At 43.0% G+C, this 20147-nt stretch carries 14 protein-coding genes; 11 read left to right on the top strand and 3 right to left on the bottom strand.

All coding sequences use genetic code 11. The annotated features are described in order from the left end of the window. Positions 1–248 precede the first annotated feature (248 nt). The 5 genes from NSTC731_RS26075 (at position 249) to rppB (ending at position 7768) form a co-directional block, all read left to right on the top strand. Positions 249–455, top strand: a complete 207-nt coding sequence (locus NSTC731_RS26075; protein WP_445627473.1) for a hypothetical protein — start codon at positions 249–251, stop codon at positions 453–455. A gap of 242 nt (positions 456–697) precedes the next feature. After that, complete coding sequence (locus NSTC731_RS26070; protein ID WP_445627472.1) at positions 698–898, top strand: hypothetical protein; 201 nt, start codon at positions 698–700, stop codon at positions 896–898. Between the two features lie 78 nt (positions 899–976). Next, on the top strand, positions 977–4915 hold the full coding sequence (locus NSTC731_RS26065) for a leucine-rich repeat domain-containing protein (RefSeq protein WP_445627471.1): 3939 nt from the start codon (positions 977–979) through the stop codon (positions 4913–4915). 291 nt (positions 4916–5206) lie between these two features. Beyond that, positions 5207–5947: a two-component system response regulator RppA gene (gene rppA / locus NSTC731_RS26060; RefSeq protein WP_445627470.1), complete on the top strand. Its 741-nt coding sequence runs from the start codon at positions 5207–5209 to the stop codon at positions 5945–5947. Between the two features lie 465 nt (positions 5948–6412). Further along, on the top strand, positions 6413–7768 hold the full coding sequence (gene rppB / locus NSTC731_RS26055; protein WP_445627469.1) for a two-component system sensor histidine kinase RppB: 1356 nt from the start codon (positions 6413–6415) through the stop codon (positions 7766–7768). Here rppB and NSTC731_RS26050 read toward each other — a convergent pair. Then, positions 7717–8019, bottom strand: coding sequence for a hypothetical protein (locus NSTC731_RS26050; RefSeq protein WP_445627468.1), 303 nt, complete (start codon positions 8017–8019; stop codon positions 7717–7719). The two genes, rppB and NSTC731_RS26050, sit on opposite strands and share 52 nt — an antisense overlap. An 89-nt stretch (positions 8020–8108) precedes the next feature. Here NSTC731_RS26050 and NSTC731_RS26045 point away from each other — a divergent pair, with 89 nt between their 5' ends. Further along, complete coding sequence (locus tag NSTC731_RS26045) at positions 8109–9086, top strand: aromatic ring-hydroxylating dioxygenase subunit alpha (RefSeq protein WP_445627467.1); 978 nt, start codon at positions 8109–8111, stop codon at positions 9084–9086. A 509-nt stretch (positions 9087–9595) separates the two neighbouring features. Here the strand turns inward: NSTC731_RS26045 and NSTC731_RS26040 are convergent. Further along, positions 9596–10348 (bottom strand): TspO/MBR family protein, encoded by a 753-nt coding sequence (locus tag NSTC731_RS26040; protein WP_445627466.1) that lies wholly within the window; start codon positions 10346–10348, stop codon positions 9596–9598. Between the two features lie 156 nt (positions 10349–10504). On the opposite strand from NSTC731_RS26040, the gene NSTC731_RS26035 reads away from it, so the two are divergent. From NSTC731_RS26035 to NSTC731_RS26015, 5 genes are all read left to right on the top strand, one after another. Continuing rightward, entirely contained in the window at positions 10505–11122 is a 618-nt protein-coding gene (locus NSTC731_RS26035; RefSeq protein WP_445627465.1) for a hypothetical protein, read from the top strand. Positions 11123–11539: 417 nt separating this feature from the next. Beyond that, a complete protein-coding gene (locus NSTC731_RS26030; protein ID WP_445627464.1) occupies positions 11540–13330 on the top strand; it encodes a mechanosensitive ion channel domain-containing protein in 1791 nt (596 codons plus the stop codon). A 460-nt stretch (positions 13331–13790) separates the two neighbouring features. Continuing rightward, positions 13791–14081, top strand: a complete 291-nt coding sequence (locus NSTC731_RS26025; RefSeq protein WP_445627463.1) for a Nif11-like leader peptide family RiPP precursor — start codon at positions 13791–13793, stop codon at positions 14079–14081. 234 nt (positions 14082–14315) lie between these two features. After that, positions 14316–14606 (top strand): Nif11-like leader peptide family natural product precursor, encoded by a 291-nt coding sequence (locus NSTC731_RS26020; RefSeq protein WP_445627462.1) that lies wholly within the window; start codon positions 14316–14318, stop codon positions 14604–14606. A 415-nt stretch (positions 14607–15021) separates the two neighbouring features. Continuing rightward, positions 15022–18330: a type 2 lanthipeptide synthetase LanM family protein gene (locus NSTC731_RS26015; RefSeq protein WP_445627461.1), complete on the top strand. Its 3309-nt coding sequence runs from the start codon at positions 15022–15024 to the stop codon at positions 18328–18330. A gap of 611 nt (positions 18331–18941) precedes the next feature. On the opposite strand, the gene NSTC731_RS26010 is transcribed toward NSTC731_RS26015, so the two are convergent. Next, positions 18942–20012 carry a DUF2278 family protein gene (locus NSTC731_RS26010; protein WP_445627460.1) on the bottom strand — a complete coding sequence of 357 codons (1071 nt, stop codon included), beginning with the start codon at positions 20010–20012 and terminating at the stop codon, positions 18942–18944. Positions 20013–20147: the final 135 nt, after the last annotated feature.

The raw sequence follows: 20147 nt of genomic DNA, 5'->3' as shown, positions 1-20147 counted from the left end.
GAAAAATAAATCCAGTTCCCTCACGCCACTTGCTTCAAGCCGGGAAACCCGTCCAACGCAGTGGCTCCCCAATACATACGGGGAGGGTTAGGGTGGGGTAAAACCCTCGTCGATCGGCTATTTCAGACTTGTATATACACCGTACCCTTGGTAAGGGGAGCGTTTGCTTGACTCAAAAATAACAATTGCGAACTCCAAATCAGCAATTGCGTACGCCAAATCAACAATTGCGTACGCCAAATCAGCAATTGCGTACGCCAAATCAGCAATTGCGAACTCCAAATCAACAATTGCGATCGCCAAATCAACAATTGCGAACTCCAAATCAGCAATTGCGAACTCCAAATCAACAATTGCGATCGCCAAATCAGCAATTGCGAACTCCAAATCAACAATTGCGAACTCCAAATCAACAAATGCGTAAGCGTAGCCAACACTTCGGCTGCGCTCAGTGACCACCGTAGGCATCGCCATGATTGCCACAATTTAGCTTTGTCACGCCAGCCTAACGCACCGCAAATCTTTGGTGGATGAAGTTTTTCTGACTTAGCGATCGCTCGATTTTGTAAACAATGCCAAATAATTGATTGCAGGTATAATCACAGAGATAGCTAGAAACCAAATTTAGATATGTGCGATCGCCACATCTCTATTCGTTATAATATTGACGATAAACTTTGCTAAAGAGGGCAAATGTATGACTAGCCGCGAGCAGCTTATCCAAGAAATTGCAGAGCTTCCAGATGAGTTAGTCAAAGTAATGTTAGATTTTTTGCATCGGGTTCAGACAACGCGTAGTCATCATCCTCTAGCAAAATTTGCGGGTATTTTGAGTGATGATGAGGCGGCTGATTTACAGAAAGCAATTCAAACTGATAGTCAGCGCGATCGCCAATAAGTGATAATGTAGCATTTTTCCCTAATCAGTTAAGATCGTCTTTATCAATCTTCTTTCCTCACCCTTTTGCTTGGAATTATGACGCAGGATGAGTTATTGGTACTGATAGATCGCGCCGTGGCTGAGGGTTGGCGAGAGTTAGACTTGTCGGGGCAGGAGTTGACTGAGTTACCTGTAGAAATTGGTAAGTTGCAGCAGCTTGAGTCTTTGATTTTGGGAAAGAAGGTTGAAGGTGATGAATACGTAGAAAGCTACTATTTCCAAAATGTTTCAGGCAACAATTTAAAAACGCTTCCACTCGAACTATTGGGTTTGCCTAATTTGCGGAAGTTGGATATTAGTGGCAATCCTTTAGAGAGCATTCCCGATGTGGTAACGCAAATACTACATTTAGAGGAACTTATCTTAATTCGAGTAGAGCTAACTGAAATACCTGATGCGCTCGCTAAATTAACCAATCTGACGCAGCTTCACCTGAGTTACAACCAAATAACCCAGATACCAGAGGCGCTCGCTAAATTAACCAATTTGACGCAGCTTCACCTCAGTTACAACCAAATAACCCAGATACCAGAGGCACTGGCTAAATTAACCAATCTGACCCAGCTTCACCTCAGTGGCAACCAAATAACCCAGATACCAGAGGCGCTCGCTAAATTAACCAATTTGACGCAGCTTCACCTCAGTGGCAACCAAATAACCCAGCTTCTAGAGGCGCTCGCTAAATTGATCAATGAGACCAAGCTTGACTGGAGCTACCGAATTACCGAGATACCAGAGGCGCTCGCTAAATTAACCAATCTGACGCAGCTTCACCTGAGTTACAACCAAATAACCCAGATACCAGAGGCGCTCGCTAAATTAACCAATCTGACGCAGCTTTACCTCAGTCACAACCAAATAACCCAGATACCAGAGGCGCTTACTAAATTAACCAATCTGACGCAGCTTTACCTCAGTCACAACCAAATAACCCAGATACCAGAGGCGCTTACTAAATTAACCAATCTGACGCAGCTTCACCTCAATGACAACCAAATAACCCAGATACCAGAGGCGCTCGCTAAATTAACCAATCTCAGGGAGCTTTACCTCAGTCGCAACCAAATAACCCAGATACCAGAGGCGCTCACTAAATTAACCAATCTGACGCAGCTTCACCTGAGTAACAATCAAATAACCGAGATACCAGAGGCGCTTACTAAATTAACCAATCTGACGCAGCTTCTCCTCAGTGGCAACCAAATAACCCAGCTTCTAGAGGCGCTCACTAAATTAACCAATCTGACGCAGCTTGACCTGAGTAATAATCAAATAACCGAGATACCAGAGGCGCTCACTAAATTAACCAATCTGACGCAGCTTGACCTGAGTAATAATCAAATAACCCAGATACCAGAGGCGCTCACTAAATTAACCAATCTGACGCAGCTTGACCTGAGTTACAACCAAATAACCCAGATACCAGAGGCGCTTACTAAATTAACCAATCTGACGCAGCTTCACCTCAATGACAACCAAATAACCCAGATACCAGAGGCGCTCGCTAAATTAACCAATCTGACACAGCTTCACCTCAATGACAACCAAATAACCCAGATACCAGAGGCGCTCGCTAAATTAACCAATCTGACACAGCTTCACCTCAATGACAACCAAATAACCCAGATACCAGAGGCGCTTGCTAAATTAACCAATCTGACACAGCTTCACCTCAATGACAACCAAATAATCCAGATTCCAGAGGCGCTTGCTAAATTAACCAATCTCAGGGAGCTTTACCTCAGTCGCAACCAAATAACCCAGATTCCAGAGGCGCTTGCTAAATTAACCAATCTCAGGGAGCTTTACCTCAGTCGCAACCAAATAACCCAGATTCCAGAGGCGATCGAAAGTTTGCCGGAATTGGAAAAAGTAGATTTACGGGGAAATCCGCTTCCTATTTCACCAGAGATTTTAGGATCTTCTGATGATGTTGGTTCAGTTAAAGACATTTTCAATTACTTGCAATTACTCCGTAGCGGTGAAGTGCGTCCACTCAACGAAGCCAAACTCTTGCTCATCGGACAAGGCAGCGTCGGCAAAACATGCCTGATCGAGCGATTAATCCGCGATAAATACGATAAAAATCAATCCCAAACTGACGGACTCAATGTAGAAACTTGGAACGTGCAGGTGAATAGCAAAGACATCCGGCTCAATGTTTGGGACTTTGGCGGACAGGAAATTTATCATGCCACCCATCAGTTTTTTCTGACTAAGCGCAGCCTCTATCTCCTCGTTTGTAATTGTCGCACCAGCGAAGAAGAAAACCGCATCGAATATTGGCTAAAACTAATCGAAAGCTTCGGCGGACAGTCCCCCGTGATTATCGTTGGCAACAAAAAAGACGAACAACCCCTCGACATCAACCGCAAAGCATTACGCGAAAAATATCCTAACATCCAAGCGATTATCGAAACCTCTTGCCAAGACAATATCGGCATTGATGAACTTCGCACTGCCATTTTGCAGCAAATCGCCAACCTCAAAGAAGTCTACGACCTTTTACCCCTGACATGGTTTGAGGTTAAACAAAAACTCGAATCCATGACTGAAGACTTCATCAGCTACAACCGCTACATCGGCATCTGCCACCAAAAAGAGATTCCCGAAGAACAAAACCAAGAGCAATTAATCGACTTGCTGCATCGACTCGGCTTAGTTCTCAACTTCCGCGATCATCCCATCCTCAAAGATACCAACGTCCTCAAACCCAACTGGGTGACAGAAGGCATTTACGCGCTCCTGAGTGATGAAATCCTCAAAACTAAAACCAAAGGCATTTTCACCCCCGCCGATCTCACCCGCATCCTCAATCCAAAGCGATACCCCACCCAGCGTCACGGCTATCTAATCGGGCTGATGAAAGAATTTGAGCTTTGCTTTGCACTAGATTGTAAACCACCACAATTCCTGATTCCGGGACTTCTGCCTAAAGACCAACCAGACGAAACAGAACTCCACGGCGAAACCCTGGAATTTCAATACCATTACAAAGTTCTCCCCGAAAGCATCATCTCCCGCTTCATCGTCATCAGCCACGAAAAAATTTATAACCAAATCTATTGGCGCAGTGGCGTAATGCTGCAATATCAAGAAAACAACGAAATCTACAACATCGCTCGCATCAAAGCCGATCCCGAAGACAAAAAAATCTTCATTACCATTAGCGGACGCAAAGAAACCCGCCGCTTATTTCTTGGCATTATCCGCGATGTCTTCCAAAAAATCCACAAAACCCTCCCCAATCTTGAAATCACCGAATGGGTTCCCGTCCCCAACCATCCCAAACATCCGCCCCTCGACTACCAAGAACTCCTCGGACAAGAATCAATGGGTGAAAGTACAATCACCATCGGCAAACTCAGATTAAAACTTGATTTGCGTCAACTTTTAGATGGCTACGAATCACTAGAATCGCGTCGAAAATCACAAAAAAGAGATAATGATTTAGATGATAGGACTGCATACGAAGATATGCGAGATATTGCTAAACTAGCTGTCAGCAGAGAAATTAAAATTAATAATAATAATAAAGCCGAGGCAAATGCTGTGTCAGAAAATCCTCAATTCACAAACAACTTTCAAAGCGCAAACATCGGCAACTTTGCCAACCAAGTCAAAGACAACGCCAGACAGCAAGCCTCTAACTTCAACCAAACAAGCGGCGCAAACATCAGCGAAATTCTGCAACTAATCGGCAACCTGCGCCAAACTGTCGCCCAATTCCCGGAAGTAATCAGCAAAGACATTACCCGCGAAGACATTATCATTGATATTGATGATGTAGAAGCAGAAATTCAAAAGCCAGAAAAAGAACGCAATGTACCCAAACTCAAAAAGCGTTTAGTAGCTTTACTAACTGCTGCTAGTGTAGCTGCTGGCGCGATCGCAGGTATGACAGACTTTGCAAACAATGTGATGGAAATAGGAAACAAATTAAATATCGAACTAAAGCTTCCCTCTGGTAAATAGACTTGTCTCACTCCAGGAGCGATGCAACCTATTCTAAATTAATAATCACGGCATAATACCAACTTGCATCTGCTGCTGCCAATATAGCAATTCTATTTGAGATTGTGAAAATTTTTGTTATGTTCGTTCTTGGTCATTTGTCCTAAATAATACCAAGCGTGAAAAATGATTGCTACAGATGGAAAACTGAAACACTTATCCAATGGATGTTTCACAATCCAAAATCTAAAATCTAAAATCCAAAATGGTATAAATTGCAAATGACAAATGACAAATGACAAATGACAAACTATGAGGCTTATATTAGTTGAAGATGAAGCAGATTTAGGTGCAGCAATCAAACAAGTCCTGAGCCATGAGGCATATATAGTTGACTGGTTTCTAGATGGTAATCAGGCATGGCAATATCTAGAAACTGGCTGGACTGAGTATACACTGGCGATTTTTGATTGGATGCTGCCTGGAGTATCGGGGATAGAGTTGTGTAAATGGTTGCGCGATCGCCAATTAACTCTACCGATATTAATGCTAACAGCTAAAGACCGGATGGAAGAAAAGATTATTGGTCTAGATAGCGGTGCGGATGATTATTTAGTTAAACCGTTTGATATGGCAGAACTGTTGGCAAGATTGCGAGCATTACAACGGCGAGCCTCTTACGTCGGAGCAACGCTGACACCTCAAGTCCAACCCCGACGCTTACAAGTAGGTTGTCTGACGCTCAATTACAGCACTCATCAAGTTATTCGTGAGTATGCTCATGGTGAAAAGCAAGTATTTTCACTAACCACCAAGGAATTTCAATTATTGGAATATTTTATCAGGCATCCTAACCAAATTATCAGCCGCGACCAAATTATCAATCAACTTTGGGAAATTGGTGCAGAACCAGTTAGCAATGTAGTAGCAGCACAAATTCGCTTATTGAGACGCAAATTAGGAGAAGAAGACAGCGAATCTTTAATTGAAACTATTTATGGTGTAGGCTATCGCCTAAACATTAGACCTCTTGAGGGTTTTACCCCACCCTAACCCTCCCCTTATAAAGGGGAGGGAACAAGATTTCTTATTTCCCCCCTTTATAAGTTAAGAAAATTTGTAGGTTGGGTTAAGCAAAGCGCAACCCAACAAAGCCCCGGAAATGTTGGGTTTCGTTCCTCAACCCAACCTACGCAGCTCGTTTGTCTCGTTTTGTCTCGTTCGTTTTGTCTCGTTCCCATGCTCTGCATGGGAATGCCCCGCGTTGAGGCTCTGCCTCCAATCTGACATTGAGTCAGAGACTCAATGAATGCATTCCCAGTCTCCGACTGGGAACGAGGAAAGTCTTATCAAGGTAGGTTTTTAGGACTTGTGTGTACACCGTAGCTTTACAAGGGGGGACTAAGGGGGGTAAATCCAGGGTTTGTGTGTATACCGTAGCCAATATATCGGCGGATCTATTCATGCTGCTGATTTTTGCTAACTTGACAGCAATACTTTCAGCAAGGGTTTAAAAATATGGAAAGCAATCCCATTTTCCACCGAACTCGGTTGCGGCTTGCGGCTTGGTATACCCTTGTCATGGGCGGTATTTTAGGGCTATCTAGTTTGGGAGTTTATAGTGTGGTTGCCCATACCTACTATGAAACCATAGACCAGGGATTGCAATCAGTCGCAAATGCACTTCATAAAAGTATTGAACCAGCTTGGCGACAACCCGGACAATTACAACGCCTGAATAAAGAATTTTATTTAGAATTATGTGTGGCTCAGACTAATTGTTTGCCTAAAAAAACATCCATTAACAAATCAATCACAGAAGCAGCAAATCCAGTTAATTACTATATCCGTTTATTGGATCGCTCAGGAAAACTTTTTGCCAGTGGCGGCATGGAATTTAACAAGTTACCGATTGCCTCAACATTACATAATTGGCAGATATTAACAGATTACTCTGGCACTCGATACCGCGAAATCACTTTACCTTTGTATACTCAAAACCAGGTTTCGGGTTATCTACAAGTAGCGCGTAGTATCACTGATTTAGACCAACATCTTACTTATTTAAGATTAACTTTGGTATTGGGATTGCCAATTTCCATGATTTTCGTTGGTTTGTCTAGTTGGTGGTTGGCAGGAAGGGCAATGCAACCTGTATATCTTTCTTACCAACAAATGCAACAATTTACTGCTGATGCTGCCCATGAGTTTCGCACACCTTTAGCAGCAATGTACTCTACTATTGAAGCTGCTATCAAGTTACAGCAAGAACCAAAAGCCAATAATGGAATTTTAGATGTACTCAAACGTCAAAATCGGCGCTTATCACAATTAGTTGGAGATTTGCTGTTATTAACGAAGATAGACCAAAAACAACTAACAGGAGAATATCAGCTTTGCTGTTTGAATGATATCATTAGCGATTTAATTGAGGAATTAGCATTTTTGGCGGTAGAGACTCAGGTGAATCTCTCTAAGCAGGTGCAAGTCTCAGAAAAATTGTATGTGATGGGAAATGAAGATCAGCTTTATCGTTTAATTTCTAACTTAATTGTCAATGCAATTCAAGCGACATCTAGCGGTGGAAAAGTCACGGTTTTTTGGGAAAAAAACGAACTTTACGCCATAATTAAAGTTCAAGATACAGGAATTGGTATTGCCCCAGAACATCAACAGCGAATTTTCGATCGCTTCTACCGAGTAGATCGCGATGCTTACGGCGGACTGCGCCTACGCTCTCGCACCTCTGGCGGTTCGGGATTGGGATTAGCTATTGCGATCGCGATCGCCCAAGCACACAAAGGTAATATTCACGTTCAAAGTCAACCTGGGCTAGGTAGTACATTTACCGTTCGACTTCCTCTTTCACCGTGATTTATAAAAATAAATATTGCTATTTGCAAATCTGCGATCGGCAAGGTGCGATCGCCTAAGTTTTTCCGAGCTAATTCTCGGTTGGCATATCTTTTAGGACTTATATCATGTTCGGTTAAACACTTATGATATTTGTAGGTTGGGGAGCCACTGCGTTGGGCGGGTTCCCCGACTTGTACCGCTAAAGCGGAACCCGCAGGGTAGCACGTGGCGTTTGAGGAACGAAACCCAACACGCTTATCTAGATTCACTAAAATTCCCAAGCCCCTAGATTTATCTATGGGGTCAATCCAAAATCTAAAATCTAAAATCCAAAATTGTCTGATTGGTGTCGATACTCATGGTGCAAGACCAGATTTTGCTGAATGATTGGCATGTAATAGCGCGATCGCAAGACCTCCAACCTGGAACAGTTCTGCACAAGCGCTTATTAGGCTCAAATATAGTGCTTTGGCATAATGGCGATAAAGTTTTAGCTTGGCAAGACCTTTGCCCTCATCGTGGTGCTCGTCTTTCTCTAGGATATGTTAATAAAGAAACTCTTGTTTGTCCTTACCACGGTTTAGCCTTTAATAGCGAGGGAAAATGTGTACTAGTTCCCGCTAATCCCGAACAATCGCCCCCCGCTCAAGCTTGTGTTAAAACTTACCAAATTCAAGAGCGTTACGATCTGCTCTGGGTTTGTTTAGGGACACCAAAACAAGACATAGCTCCGTTTTCTGAGTGGTACGATCCGGCCTATCAGAAGATTTTCTGTGGCCCTTACTACTATCACTCTAGCCCTTTGCGAGTACTGGAAAATTTCATCGATCCGGCACACTTCCCAATTTTGCATTCGGGATTATTTGCCCACGCCAGTCATCCTGAGTTGACGCACTATGAATTAGAGTCTCTTCCAGATGGGATTAGTTTCAAATGTGGTTTGTGGGAACTAGATTTTAATTCCGGTAATCCTCTGTCAGCACCACTGATTTTTAACACTTACGATTACCGGATTTTCCGTCCGCTAGTGGCATACTTTAAACTTGGGCCTGGAGATCGGCGTTTAAATATCTTCTATACAATTACGCCAGTTGATGAAGATGAGTGCGTGGTGCAATATTGGTTAATGGTTAACAGCGATCGCGACCTAAAAATGGAAGTCTACCTAGATATTCAAAATCAAGTTGCTAGTCAAGATATCGCCATTGTCGAGTCCCAGCAACCCCGACGCTTACCTTTAGATTTGCAAGCAGAAGTACATTTACCGAGCGATCGCTATTCTATAGCATACCGAAAGTGGCTCAAACAACAAGGTGTTACTTTCGGCACTATTTAGAACTGGCGATGCTTATCATTATTTATGATTAAGAAAAAATATTTAGATAAAATTGTTTTAGAGAATGTTGAATGCGGTAATCCAAAGTCAAGTAATATTTTTGCTAATACAGTTCGGCGTAAATTAGCTACCCATTTTAAATGTCTAAAAGGATGTCTGAGAAGTATTAAATATTTCGCTTGATCCCCCCTACCCCCCCCTTAAAAAGGGGGGAACTGGAATCAAAGTCCCCCTTTTTAAGGGGGATTTAGGGGGATCTACAAGTCTCGAATACAACACCAAAAAGTTTTCAGACATCCTCTAAAACCCTTACAAAATGGGAATTACGAATTACGAACTTGTACTGAGCGTCTTGCCCTGACTTGTGCCGAGCGGAGTCGAGGTAGCGAAGTCGTAAAGCCTGCGGCATAGCTACGCTTCGGGCGCAGCCTCTCCAAGAGTTGGGAACCGAAGTATTACGAATTACGCAAAGCGGTACTAGCTTTCATCTCATGGTTAATTTTAGATATTTATCGATCCAAAATTGTTAGTTTTAAAGGATACAATGGCTCAGATCCATTTAATTGCCAAATTCTAAATACCAAGACAGCAGCTACAGTTAACCACACACAAGAAAATGATAAAGTCATTCCTGCTATAGGATTAGTTTGCCAATAAATTGCCGTCACCACTACAGCAGATAACCAAGGGCCTAAAATAACTACAGGTACAGCAGCACCTAATCTTCGTTCGACAGTAAAAATCGTATTCCAAGTATCCCCTAAAGCCAGATGTACCACAAACAAAATTAAAGGCAACACTAAAAACTGGCGATTCATTTGCTGCCAAATCAATACAGAAGAAATTACCCGTAAAACAGCAATTATCATCCAAACTATGGGGAATGCTAAAGGTGGAGGAGACCATCTTGGTCTGATTACCTGGTCATAAGTCTGACGAGAACGGGTATTATCTAAAAGAGAAAAAATTCGAGAACGGATACTTAATAGAGCAAAAAATAATCCAGTCAATAAAGTGCTAAACCAACTGGGAAAAGAAGAATTATTGATGAGCATTACTAATTTTTCCATTCCCAACAACACCAGAATCATAACTAATATTTGTAGGATAGTCCCTAGTGTATAAACTAAAACTGCCTTGATATCTAGTTCTTGTGTAGTAGCTATTGATGTGTTTAGAGACTGTGCTTTATTCCCAGATTTTACCCCCATCACTGTATTCACAAACTGTTCAAATATTTTACTATTCTTGGATTTATTCATAATTAAGAAATGGCGCGTAGTTGGTAATTAGTAGTAATAAGTCATTATATGATATTCTAATAATTAAAAATAATTTGGTTAGGCTCTTTTAATATCAGAGTTTATCAGTTCCGAATTTAATGTACAGTTTTTCGTAAGTGATGTTGAGGAAAAAACGTGGAATTTCAGAAGTTCTTGTATATTTTTACTCTAGTAAATATTGCTACGTTTGCTCTGAGTGTACCTGTATTTGCTCAAATCACACAGGCTCCCTTTAATTCTTCACAGTCAAGTTGTCGTGTAACTAAAATAAGTACTCCAGTTTTCAAAGAACCTTCAACATCATCCAACGCTATCAGAATATTGTCGCCAAAAACAAAGATTACTTTAGCATATATACCAGTTAGTGGAGATAGATTTGTCAGAATTAAAGCTCCGACTTCAGGGTTTATTCAAACTGCTGTACTGAAATTTTGTCAGCCGAATAACAACGCTCAAAATATATGGAATAAACCTACTATTGGCAGTGTATGTCGGCAAATTGTACGACAGGAAACTATACGTCGCCAACCAAGTACAAGAGAACCTTTTATTACAACACTTTCGCCAAATACAGTTGTGTTTGTGAACTTGGTTACAGGTAATATAGTTAAGTCATACAAATCTGAGAATTATATTTGGGTAGAAATAGACCTTTCCAGAAGTTTCCCTGGAGAATTATCTGGTAATGGTTGGATAGTCAATACTGACTTAGCGAATACTCCGGGATTAAGCAATCTGGCTTATTGTAGTTAAGTATCCAGGCATAAATAAATTTAAAGTTTGTAGTAAGGACTTTAGTCCTGATAATCCTTGCATTGAACGATAAATCGCTCACTACAAACTAGGAGTTTATTTTATATTTAATTATGTCTACCTACTTAGTAGCTTATTTTGCTTAATATATCCACCCATATTCACCCAGCATGAGTTTCTCCATCCACTAGGGTCGTGCCTCTATGACTGAGTTTGGTTCAATGTTTTATTCCTCCTGACAAAGAGCGAAGCGATCGCTGATATCCTTGAGATTGTCTGGAGTTGTTGCTAAATCTGACTTTTCCCGTTAAGTCCGAAAACCCCTGCACAGAGAGAGGCAGGAGGCAGGAGGTTTTTTCACTTATAGGATTCAAACCCCTCCTGAGAAACTAATATTCAGTTGGGCAATAGTTCTCTATGGTTATACTCTCGTTTAATCGCTTGCAGCGTCTAACAATTCAGTTTGTGCTAATCATTGTGGTGACGATCGCAATGGTGTTTGGCTGGGGTGCGATCGCCCACAGTCAACTGCCCTCGTTACCCACCGCCGCTTCTAACAATCCGCACAAACCCCCTAAAGGCGTCACCCGTCTCGGTGAATATGAAATTGCCGACGTGAATTCACCACTAGACAAAAACCTTTTGTTTAAGGTTGTCTCTCCCACTGTTTTTAATCGCGACGAACCGCCAGAGGGAAGTCTTCCTGTAGAAGTACGTGCTGAAGAAATTACCCAACGGCTGATGCGAGCGCTCGATAGAGCCAACAAAGCCAAACAAACTCCCATAATTTCTGTTGCCACCCTGAATAACCGCCTAATCCTCCAGCTCAATGACGATCAAACGACCCATTCTTTAAGGCTGGTGACAGTGACAGAGCCAGATGCAGACTACTATGGGAAAACACTGGAGGAATTGGCCCAGGAGTGGCAAAAGATATTACAAGCAGAAGTGGAACGCATCGAGCGACTCTTCTCACCTCAGGTATTGTCTCAACGGGTTGGGCAAGCACTACAAATCAGCATCGGCTTGGTGTTGGGTAGTGTTGTGTTCTGGTTCCTGCGGCGAACTCTAATTCGCAAACAGACGGTATTGCAAGCTCGTTATCAAGAGCATATAGCTGAGGCAAAACAGTCTGCGGTCAAACGCTCTCAGGCAATCGACACCAGCGAACCAGAAGCACACACCATCGCCGATGGGCGATCGCAATTTCTAGAAATCATCCAGCGACAGTTCACTCTCAAGCGCCAACTGGGGATCTATTCTTTTCTTACCTTGCTCCTGTTTTGGGCGTTTATTCTCGTATGGTACATCGGGATTGTGGTCATCATATCTCGCGTCCCCTACTTGATGAGATGGTCGACTGACGCTTTAGCCCGTCCCCTGGCGCTGCTGATTATTTGGTTTTTCATCAGTGTTGTCATTCGTATTGGCAAAAGCTTAATTGACTACATCACCGATGTCTGGACAACCCATCCCTCTCTACCCTTGAGTGAAATGCAACGGATTGCCCTGCGAGCTGCAACAGTTTCCGGGGCACTAAAAGGATTAATCACCTTTGTTTTCATTACCTTCGGTATCTTGCGGACTCTAGACATTTTTAATGTACCCACTAGTTCAATTTTGGCAGGGGGTGCTGTAATCGGTATTGCAATTTCCCTTGGTTCCCAAAGTTTGATGAAAGATTTGGTCAATGGCTGCTTGATTTTGCTGGAGGATCAATTTGCTGTGGGAGATGTGATTGAGATTGGGAATAAAAGCGGCCTGGTGGAAAATCTCAACCTGCGCGTGACTCAACTACGCAATGGCGAAGGTAAGCTAATTACCATTCCTAATAGCAATATCACTGATGTCAACAACTTAACCCGCCTTTGGTCGCGGGTAGACTTTTCGATTGTGGTGGCCTATGAAAACGACCCGAAGCAGGTTTTAGAGATTCTCAGGCAAGTATCCCAGCAATTGTATAGCGAACCAGAATGGCGCGATCGCCTACCAGAATTGCCTGAAGTGCTAGGCATTGATGACCTCTCCCACACAGGTATGTTAGTGCGCGTCTGGATTAAAACGGCAGCGATGGAACAATGGCGCGTTGGGCGAGAGTTCCGTTTACGGGTGCGGCTAGCCTTTGAAGCAAACAATATCGAGATCGGCAGACCGCAACGGATCAGTTACAACACTAATTTGGATGGATCTAGTAGTTCGCTTTCGTGACGCAAGCGGGGTAAAGGGGAAAGGGGAAAGGGGAAAGGTTTTAAATCCCAAACCCAGTACCCCCTGCCCCTTATCCCCTTCTTGGGGCCCCACCCTCCCCTTTACCCCAAACCCTTGCGAAGCGTTTTTACTTCAAGCCCATAACTAAAGTTATGGTGTTCCCTTTCCCCTTTAACCTTTAACCTTTTCCCTGCCCGAAGGGCGTTGACTCCAAAGGGGAGGATCTACAGTAAAACCTGGACAATCAATTGTCAGGCAGAAATACACCGCGCATTTCGATGGATATCGATGTCATTCCCGAATTAATCTGTGCTGAAAAATTTTTTCGCAATCGTAACTATTTCCCCTAGTTCTCCCCTATTTCTTTCTAAATTCAAATCAGAAAAGCAGAGAACACCGCCCCAAACAAGCGCGCAATCTCTGCCGTATAAATAAGTCAATAAAAATGGAGAACAAACCTATGCTACACCAAATTAAAGAATTGCTGCAAAACGCACAATTACAACAGCAAGTAAAAGCAGCAGCTAACCAAGCAGAAGCTATCAGAGTGATAGCGATCGCGAGTGCAGAGAAAGGTTATAACTTCACAGTTGAAACCATTTCTCAAATGCTGGCAGAATTAACCTTTGTGGATTCCAATGAACTGAGTGAAGAAGAATTACTTAGTGTTAGTGGTGGAATGATGGCTGATAGTGCAGCCAAGCTATGTCATACAGCTAGCTGTGGTGGCGGACACGCAGGCTGCTGCTAAAAACGGCTTCTGTTTTTCTTTGGCATTGTAACCACCACAGGTCAGGTTGCTTCTCTAAAAGAGTTTTTTAGATTCAACATCTCCAATATTTTAATTTGGATAATTTCCATATCTAATACTGAGGTTCAATGCCCAAAGAGATACTGCATAACAGTTCCCTCTTTACTTTTTTAATCAAGAAAATGAGGGAATTCCATTAACAATTACTATCACCAACTCGGAGAAAATACAATTATGTTGTCACAAATTCAAAGCTTACTCCAAAATAGCCAACTACGCGAGAATATGCAAGCAGCAGTTACCCAAGCAGAAGCCATCAAACTGTTGCTAATTGCCAGTGCAGAAAAAGGTTATACTTTCACAGCCGAAAGCATAGCTCAAATATTGGCAGAGTTGACCTTTGTGGACTCCAACGAATTGAGCGAAGAAGAATTACTCAGTGTTAGCGGCGGGATGATGGCTGAAAGTGCGCCCAAACTATGTCATACCGATTCCTGCGGTGGTGGACACGGTGGTTGCTGTTAAAAAAAGTATAGACCTCTTGGCATTTGTGCTTTTTACAAGAGGGGGGAAAGGGTAAAGGTTAAAGGGTAAAGGTTTTTTATTTTCCCTTTCCTTTTCCTCAAAACCTGACAAGTATTGAATTGCTTCTTTACTTTTTTATGGAGGTAAAGAGGAAATTTCATTCATAATTCTTACCAACTTTAACGTGAGTTCGACAAGACCTTTTTTGACCTCTCCCCCAACCCCTCTCCGACACGGAGAGGGGAGCCAAAACCGTAATTTCTCGTTGCTCCTCCCTTTCCCCGTAGGAGAGGGAGGTTGGGAGGGAGAGGTTCATCGAACTCACGTAACTTTAAGAAAATATAATTCTGACTCCTACCTTCTGCCTTATCCCATTGATTCTTCTGTTTTAACTCCCAATATCAGAAATCTAGCTATGGTTCAACAAGTTGTTCGCTTATCTCAACAGAAAATATCAGACAATTTCAGGGCGATCGCAGCCAATGCTAGCTTTATCTGGGAACGCCTTGATGAAAGCAGATTTGCAATTAATGGCGATCGAGTCAACGAACAAGAAATTAACCGTCGTAGAGATCGCTGGTGCGAAGTTGCAGCAGAAGGTAAATTGGATACATTGCACAAACGCTTACAGTGGGAAGGGCTAGACCTCGATACTGTTAGTTCCAAATTGGGAACTATCGAGTTGCTTGGCGATCGACCTTTGCCTGAGTGGGCAGAAACCTTACAGCAAATCATCCAAACCGCTACAGGATTCAATTCTGCAACCGAAGTATTTCTACCAATCGATTCACAAAATCCGATCGCCTTTGAAGATATCCTTTTGCCTGCTATTTTGGTAGCTAGACAGCAATTACTAACTCGGTGCGGCAGTCAATTCACCCACGAGTCTCTTCCCTTATCGATTCTTTCCCACGACGCTTACAGTTCTTTAGAACGTGGTCTACTGCAACGATTAGCAGGACTTTGCATAAAGACATTAGATTTTGAATTTTCTCAGGTGCGTCCCTTTGGTCAAAGTTTGCTCGGTTTGCTGGGGCTGGAAACAGAAAATAATAATACTCACTACATTAAGTTCGTTAATCAACTCCTAGAAGATGGAATGCTAACCTTCTTCCAGAAGTATCCAGTTCTCGGTCGGTTAGTGGCAACAGCAGTCAATTTTTGGGTTGAGTTTACTGCTGAATTTCTCGAACGTTTAGTTGCAGATAGGACAGATATTCAACGAACTTTTGATGAAAGAATTGTCCCATTTTCTCAAAACAAAGTTGCTGAAATTCAAACATCCATTTCCGATCCACACAAACGCGGACGAACGGTGATTTTGCTCACCTTTGAGTCTGGACTTAAACTTGTTTATAAACCCAAAGATTTAGGATTAGAGGTTGTCTTTAACCAATTTTTGGATTGGTGCAATCAACACAGCAATCTTTTAGATTTTAAAATAATTCAAGTACTGGAACGCAACGGTTACGGTTGGGTAGAACATGTTGAACAGTTGCCTTGTGTGGATGAAGCAGCTGCGAAACGATTCTATCAGCGTTCTGGGATGTTATTGTGTGTGCTTTATGCCCTCAGAGCCACAGATTGCCATTACGAAAACTTAATTGCCAATGGCGAACATCTGGTGCTGATTGATATGGAAACGTTGCTGCACCACGAACCGAATCTCATTGAAGACTCACCGCTTACCCAAGATTTAGAAACAACCGCCACACAACAATTTTGGGATTCCGTACTCCGCACCGGACTTTTACCGCGTTGGGACTTTAGTGGCGATCGCAGTGTCGCTTATGATATTAGCGGTCTAGGCAGCACAGATCCCCGACTATCTCGCCGGAAAGTGCCGCGCTGGCAGAATATTAATACAGATAATATGCATCTGTCCTCTGAGTCTGTAACCTTGCCGATGGGAAAAAATGTGCCGTTTTTGGGTGAAGTTGTTCTATCTCCAAACGATTATCAGCAGCAAATCACCACTGGGTTTGAGCAGATGTATCGCTTTTTGATGGCGCACAAAGATTTCTTAATTTCACGCCAAAGTTTGCTATCTGCTATGCAAAATCAGCAGGTGCGCTTTATCTTCCGCAACACCCGCATCTATGGCATCATCCTCCAAAAAGCTTTAGCACCCGATTACCTCAAACACGGCGTAGATTACAGTATTCAACTCGATGTTCTCAGTCGTGCTTTTCTAGTTGCTCAAAATAGACCGAACGCCTTCCCTGTTTTGAGCGCAGAACTCCGAGCAATGGAACAATTGGATATTCCTTTCTTCACGGCTAGCGCGGTGGTTGATGAACTGAGTTTAAACGGTTCATCAACCATTCCCAACTACTTCAAGCAATCCAGTTATCAAGACCTGCTCAACCAGTTACAATCTCTAGATGAAACCGACTTAGCTCGACAAGTAGCGATTATTCAAGGCTCCTTCGATGCTAAGATTGCAACCACCTACAGCCGCCAAGGTGGGCAATGGCAAAGCGAATCGTTACCGTTGCTGAATTCGGAACAATTGATTGCCCAAGCCAAAGAAATCGCCACTCAACTGGAAACTAGAGCCATTTCTGACCCTGATGGCAGCGTTAACTGGATTGGTTTAGACTTTGTGCCTCGCGCTGAACGATATCAACTGCAAGTATTGAATAATTGTCTCTCTGACGGACGCTCTGGAGTTGCCCTGTTTTTAGCCGCACTAAGTCAAGTAACTGGAGATTCCCGTTACCGCGATTTAGCATTGAGGACAGTGCAATCTCTGCGTCGCCAAATCCACACCATCGATCCCGAAACTTGGGAACGCATGGCTCGTTTCATGGGCGTTGGGGGTGCAACAGGTTTAGGGTCAATGATCTATAGCCTGGTGAAAATTAGTCAATTTCTCAACGATGCAACGCTGTTATCAGAGGCTCAAGTATTAGCCGATTTGATGACACCAGAACTAATTGCTGCCGACGAACACTTGGATATTATGAGTGGAGCAGCAGGGGCAATTTTAGGGCTATTATCCCTGCATCAAGCCACAGGAGAAGCAACCGTTTTAGAAAAAGCGATCGCCTGTGGACAACATTTAATCAACCGTCAAGTTAGCCACAATGGTGCGCCCAAAGCTTGGCATACTTATTGGGACAAGCCTTTAACTGGCTTCTCTCATGGAGCCGCAGGCATCTCCTATGCCTTGCTCAGACTTTATGCCGCCACCTCAGAGGACAAGTACTTAGCAGCAGGTTTAGCAGGAATTGAGTATGAGCGTAGCGTCTTTTGCCAGTCCACCGCCAACTGGCCCGACTTCCGCAGAATGGGACAACCAGGACAACCCGACTTTGCAAATAAGTGGTGTCATGGTGCAGCCGGCATTGGTTTGGGACGCTTAGGCAGTTTGAGAATCGTGGAAACGCCGGAAATTCAACAAGAAATTGAAATTGCTCTCCAAACTACTCAAAATTTTGGCTTACAGGCGATCGATCACTTGTGCTGTGGTAACTTCGGTCGAGCGGAAGTGCTGTTAGTCGGTGCAAAAATCTGTTCCCGTCCTGATTGGCATCAAATTGCTCACCAGAATGCAACAAATGTTGTGGCTAGAGCCAAGCGAACTGGAGCTTATCAACTGTTCCCCAACTTACCCAATTCTGTATTTAATCCTGGCTTTTTACCCGGTATATCTGGAATTGGTTATCAATTGCTGCGTCTGGCTAACAATGATTTGCCTTCAATATTATTGTGGGATTGAGCTTGTTGTTCGTATCCAAAAACCGTTTTTGACTACACCCTATTAGTTTACGCTAATAGGGTCAGAACTAGCCCTCTCAAGGTGTTGGCTGCTGATAAAGGCTACGACTTAAAACAAAAACTTTAAGTAGTTTCTTAAGCAAAGGGATAATTAAGCTTTTGAAGGCGTTAGGCGAACTTTTTTACAAAAGCTAGTCATCTCAAAATTTTTAACGCTATGTTGGTTTTTGTGTGACTGAGGCAGTTGGATTTAGACTTGAAATGATGGGACTGGAGGAAAGACTGGTGACGAGAGCAATTGGTCTAGAGTAAATTATTGCCCAAAATGTTCTTACCTTATGGGGGTAAATGAGCAAGCGTACGTGCGACTGCTCATTTGACCCCTTCCTCCATTAAAAAACTTGTTGCTCTATCTAACGAGTAACTGAATTCACGTCTAGCTCCTAACCAGTTAATAGCAGACAGACAAAAGACTACAAGGCAAATCATCACTGAAAGGACTCCAGCTTCCCAATTAGTTAATAGGTTCCGGCAATGCCCTAAACGGTGAGTCCTTGATTAGTAAGTTTTACTCTCATGGCAATTTGGATTGAAGGAGTTAAGGGACTCAAACTACGTGATAAATCTCACATAGCGACCTTCGGTGCTGCCATCTTCTTTGGAGTAGCTAACGGCATGGACTTGATGACCAGAGGCATCCTTTAGGCGGATTGTGCCGCCTTTGTTACCGAGTTGAGCCGTGTTTCCAGATAGCAGGATGCGTCGTGATTCACCCGATCCCAATACACCAGAAAGCGTTTCTGCAAGATTATTGCGATCGACAATACTCCATCCGGTTAAATCAACATCTGAAGATGAAGCATTGCCGATGACAACCACTTCTTTGCCTGGATCGCTGCCAATTGGGTTTACTAATGCCCGCTCAACGTAAATATCTGGGTTTGATACGTTTGAGGGTGTGCCATTCTCATTTTGGTTTGGGGGAATATTCGATCCGGCTGGAATAGGTCTGGAGTTGTTGGGTATACGATTTCCAGTACGATCATCTGTGGGCAACCATTGGGTCTGAAAACGGAGAAACAGACCAACATATCGATTGGAGAATTTTAAAATTATTCCACCATCTTGGAAGACACCGTTGTCTCTCTCGAAACGACCAGGAGGATTACCTTGATTCATGTGGACATCATGAATGCCTTGGTTGGTGCCAAATTCTTGATCGATCGGTCTAGGATTAAACGGTTGACCTTGTTCAGGAAATTTAGCACCGAAGACAAAAATATCACCATTTTGTGACTTGAGACTTTTTAAATCAGTAATCAGACTATCTTGTAAATCGTCATTCTCACCTGGTCCAGAAGGTATTACTTCTACACCTGTAGGCCAATCAAATAATGGAGAGCGGAAAAAATCTAAGGCGCGGGATACAGAACGAGAATTGGATGGTAGGGAAATAAATCCAGGCTCAAGATCCGATAGACTCGCTAAAATTGGGTGTCCCTGGAGCGGATCTACACGATGGAATATCAAAAGTGATCGATCTCCAGATAAGACGTTAACAGGAACCCGCCATGCCTGATTATTGCGATCAATAACCCGAATTTGGAGATGTGGCGTATCTTGGTTATCTTCACGCTTGAATACATCAACTTTGCCAGCTAGAACACCATACTCTAATGACATATGAACACGACCTCTTCACTGAAAAGTTTAGCGAACAAATTTAGCTGTGGTACATATGACATAACGGCTTGGAGTTCACCGGACAGCATTGCACTTTTTATCATAAATAATAGTGTAAACCTCTGTTCCAGTGCA

It is taken from the genome of Nostoc sp. DSM 114167, from assembly GCF_052692655.1.
Note: the sequence above shows the minus strand (reverse complement) of the source record. Positions and strands in the feature narration are given on the sequence as shown.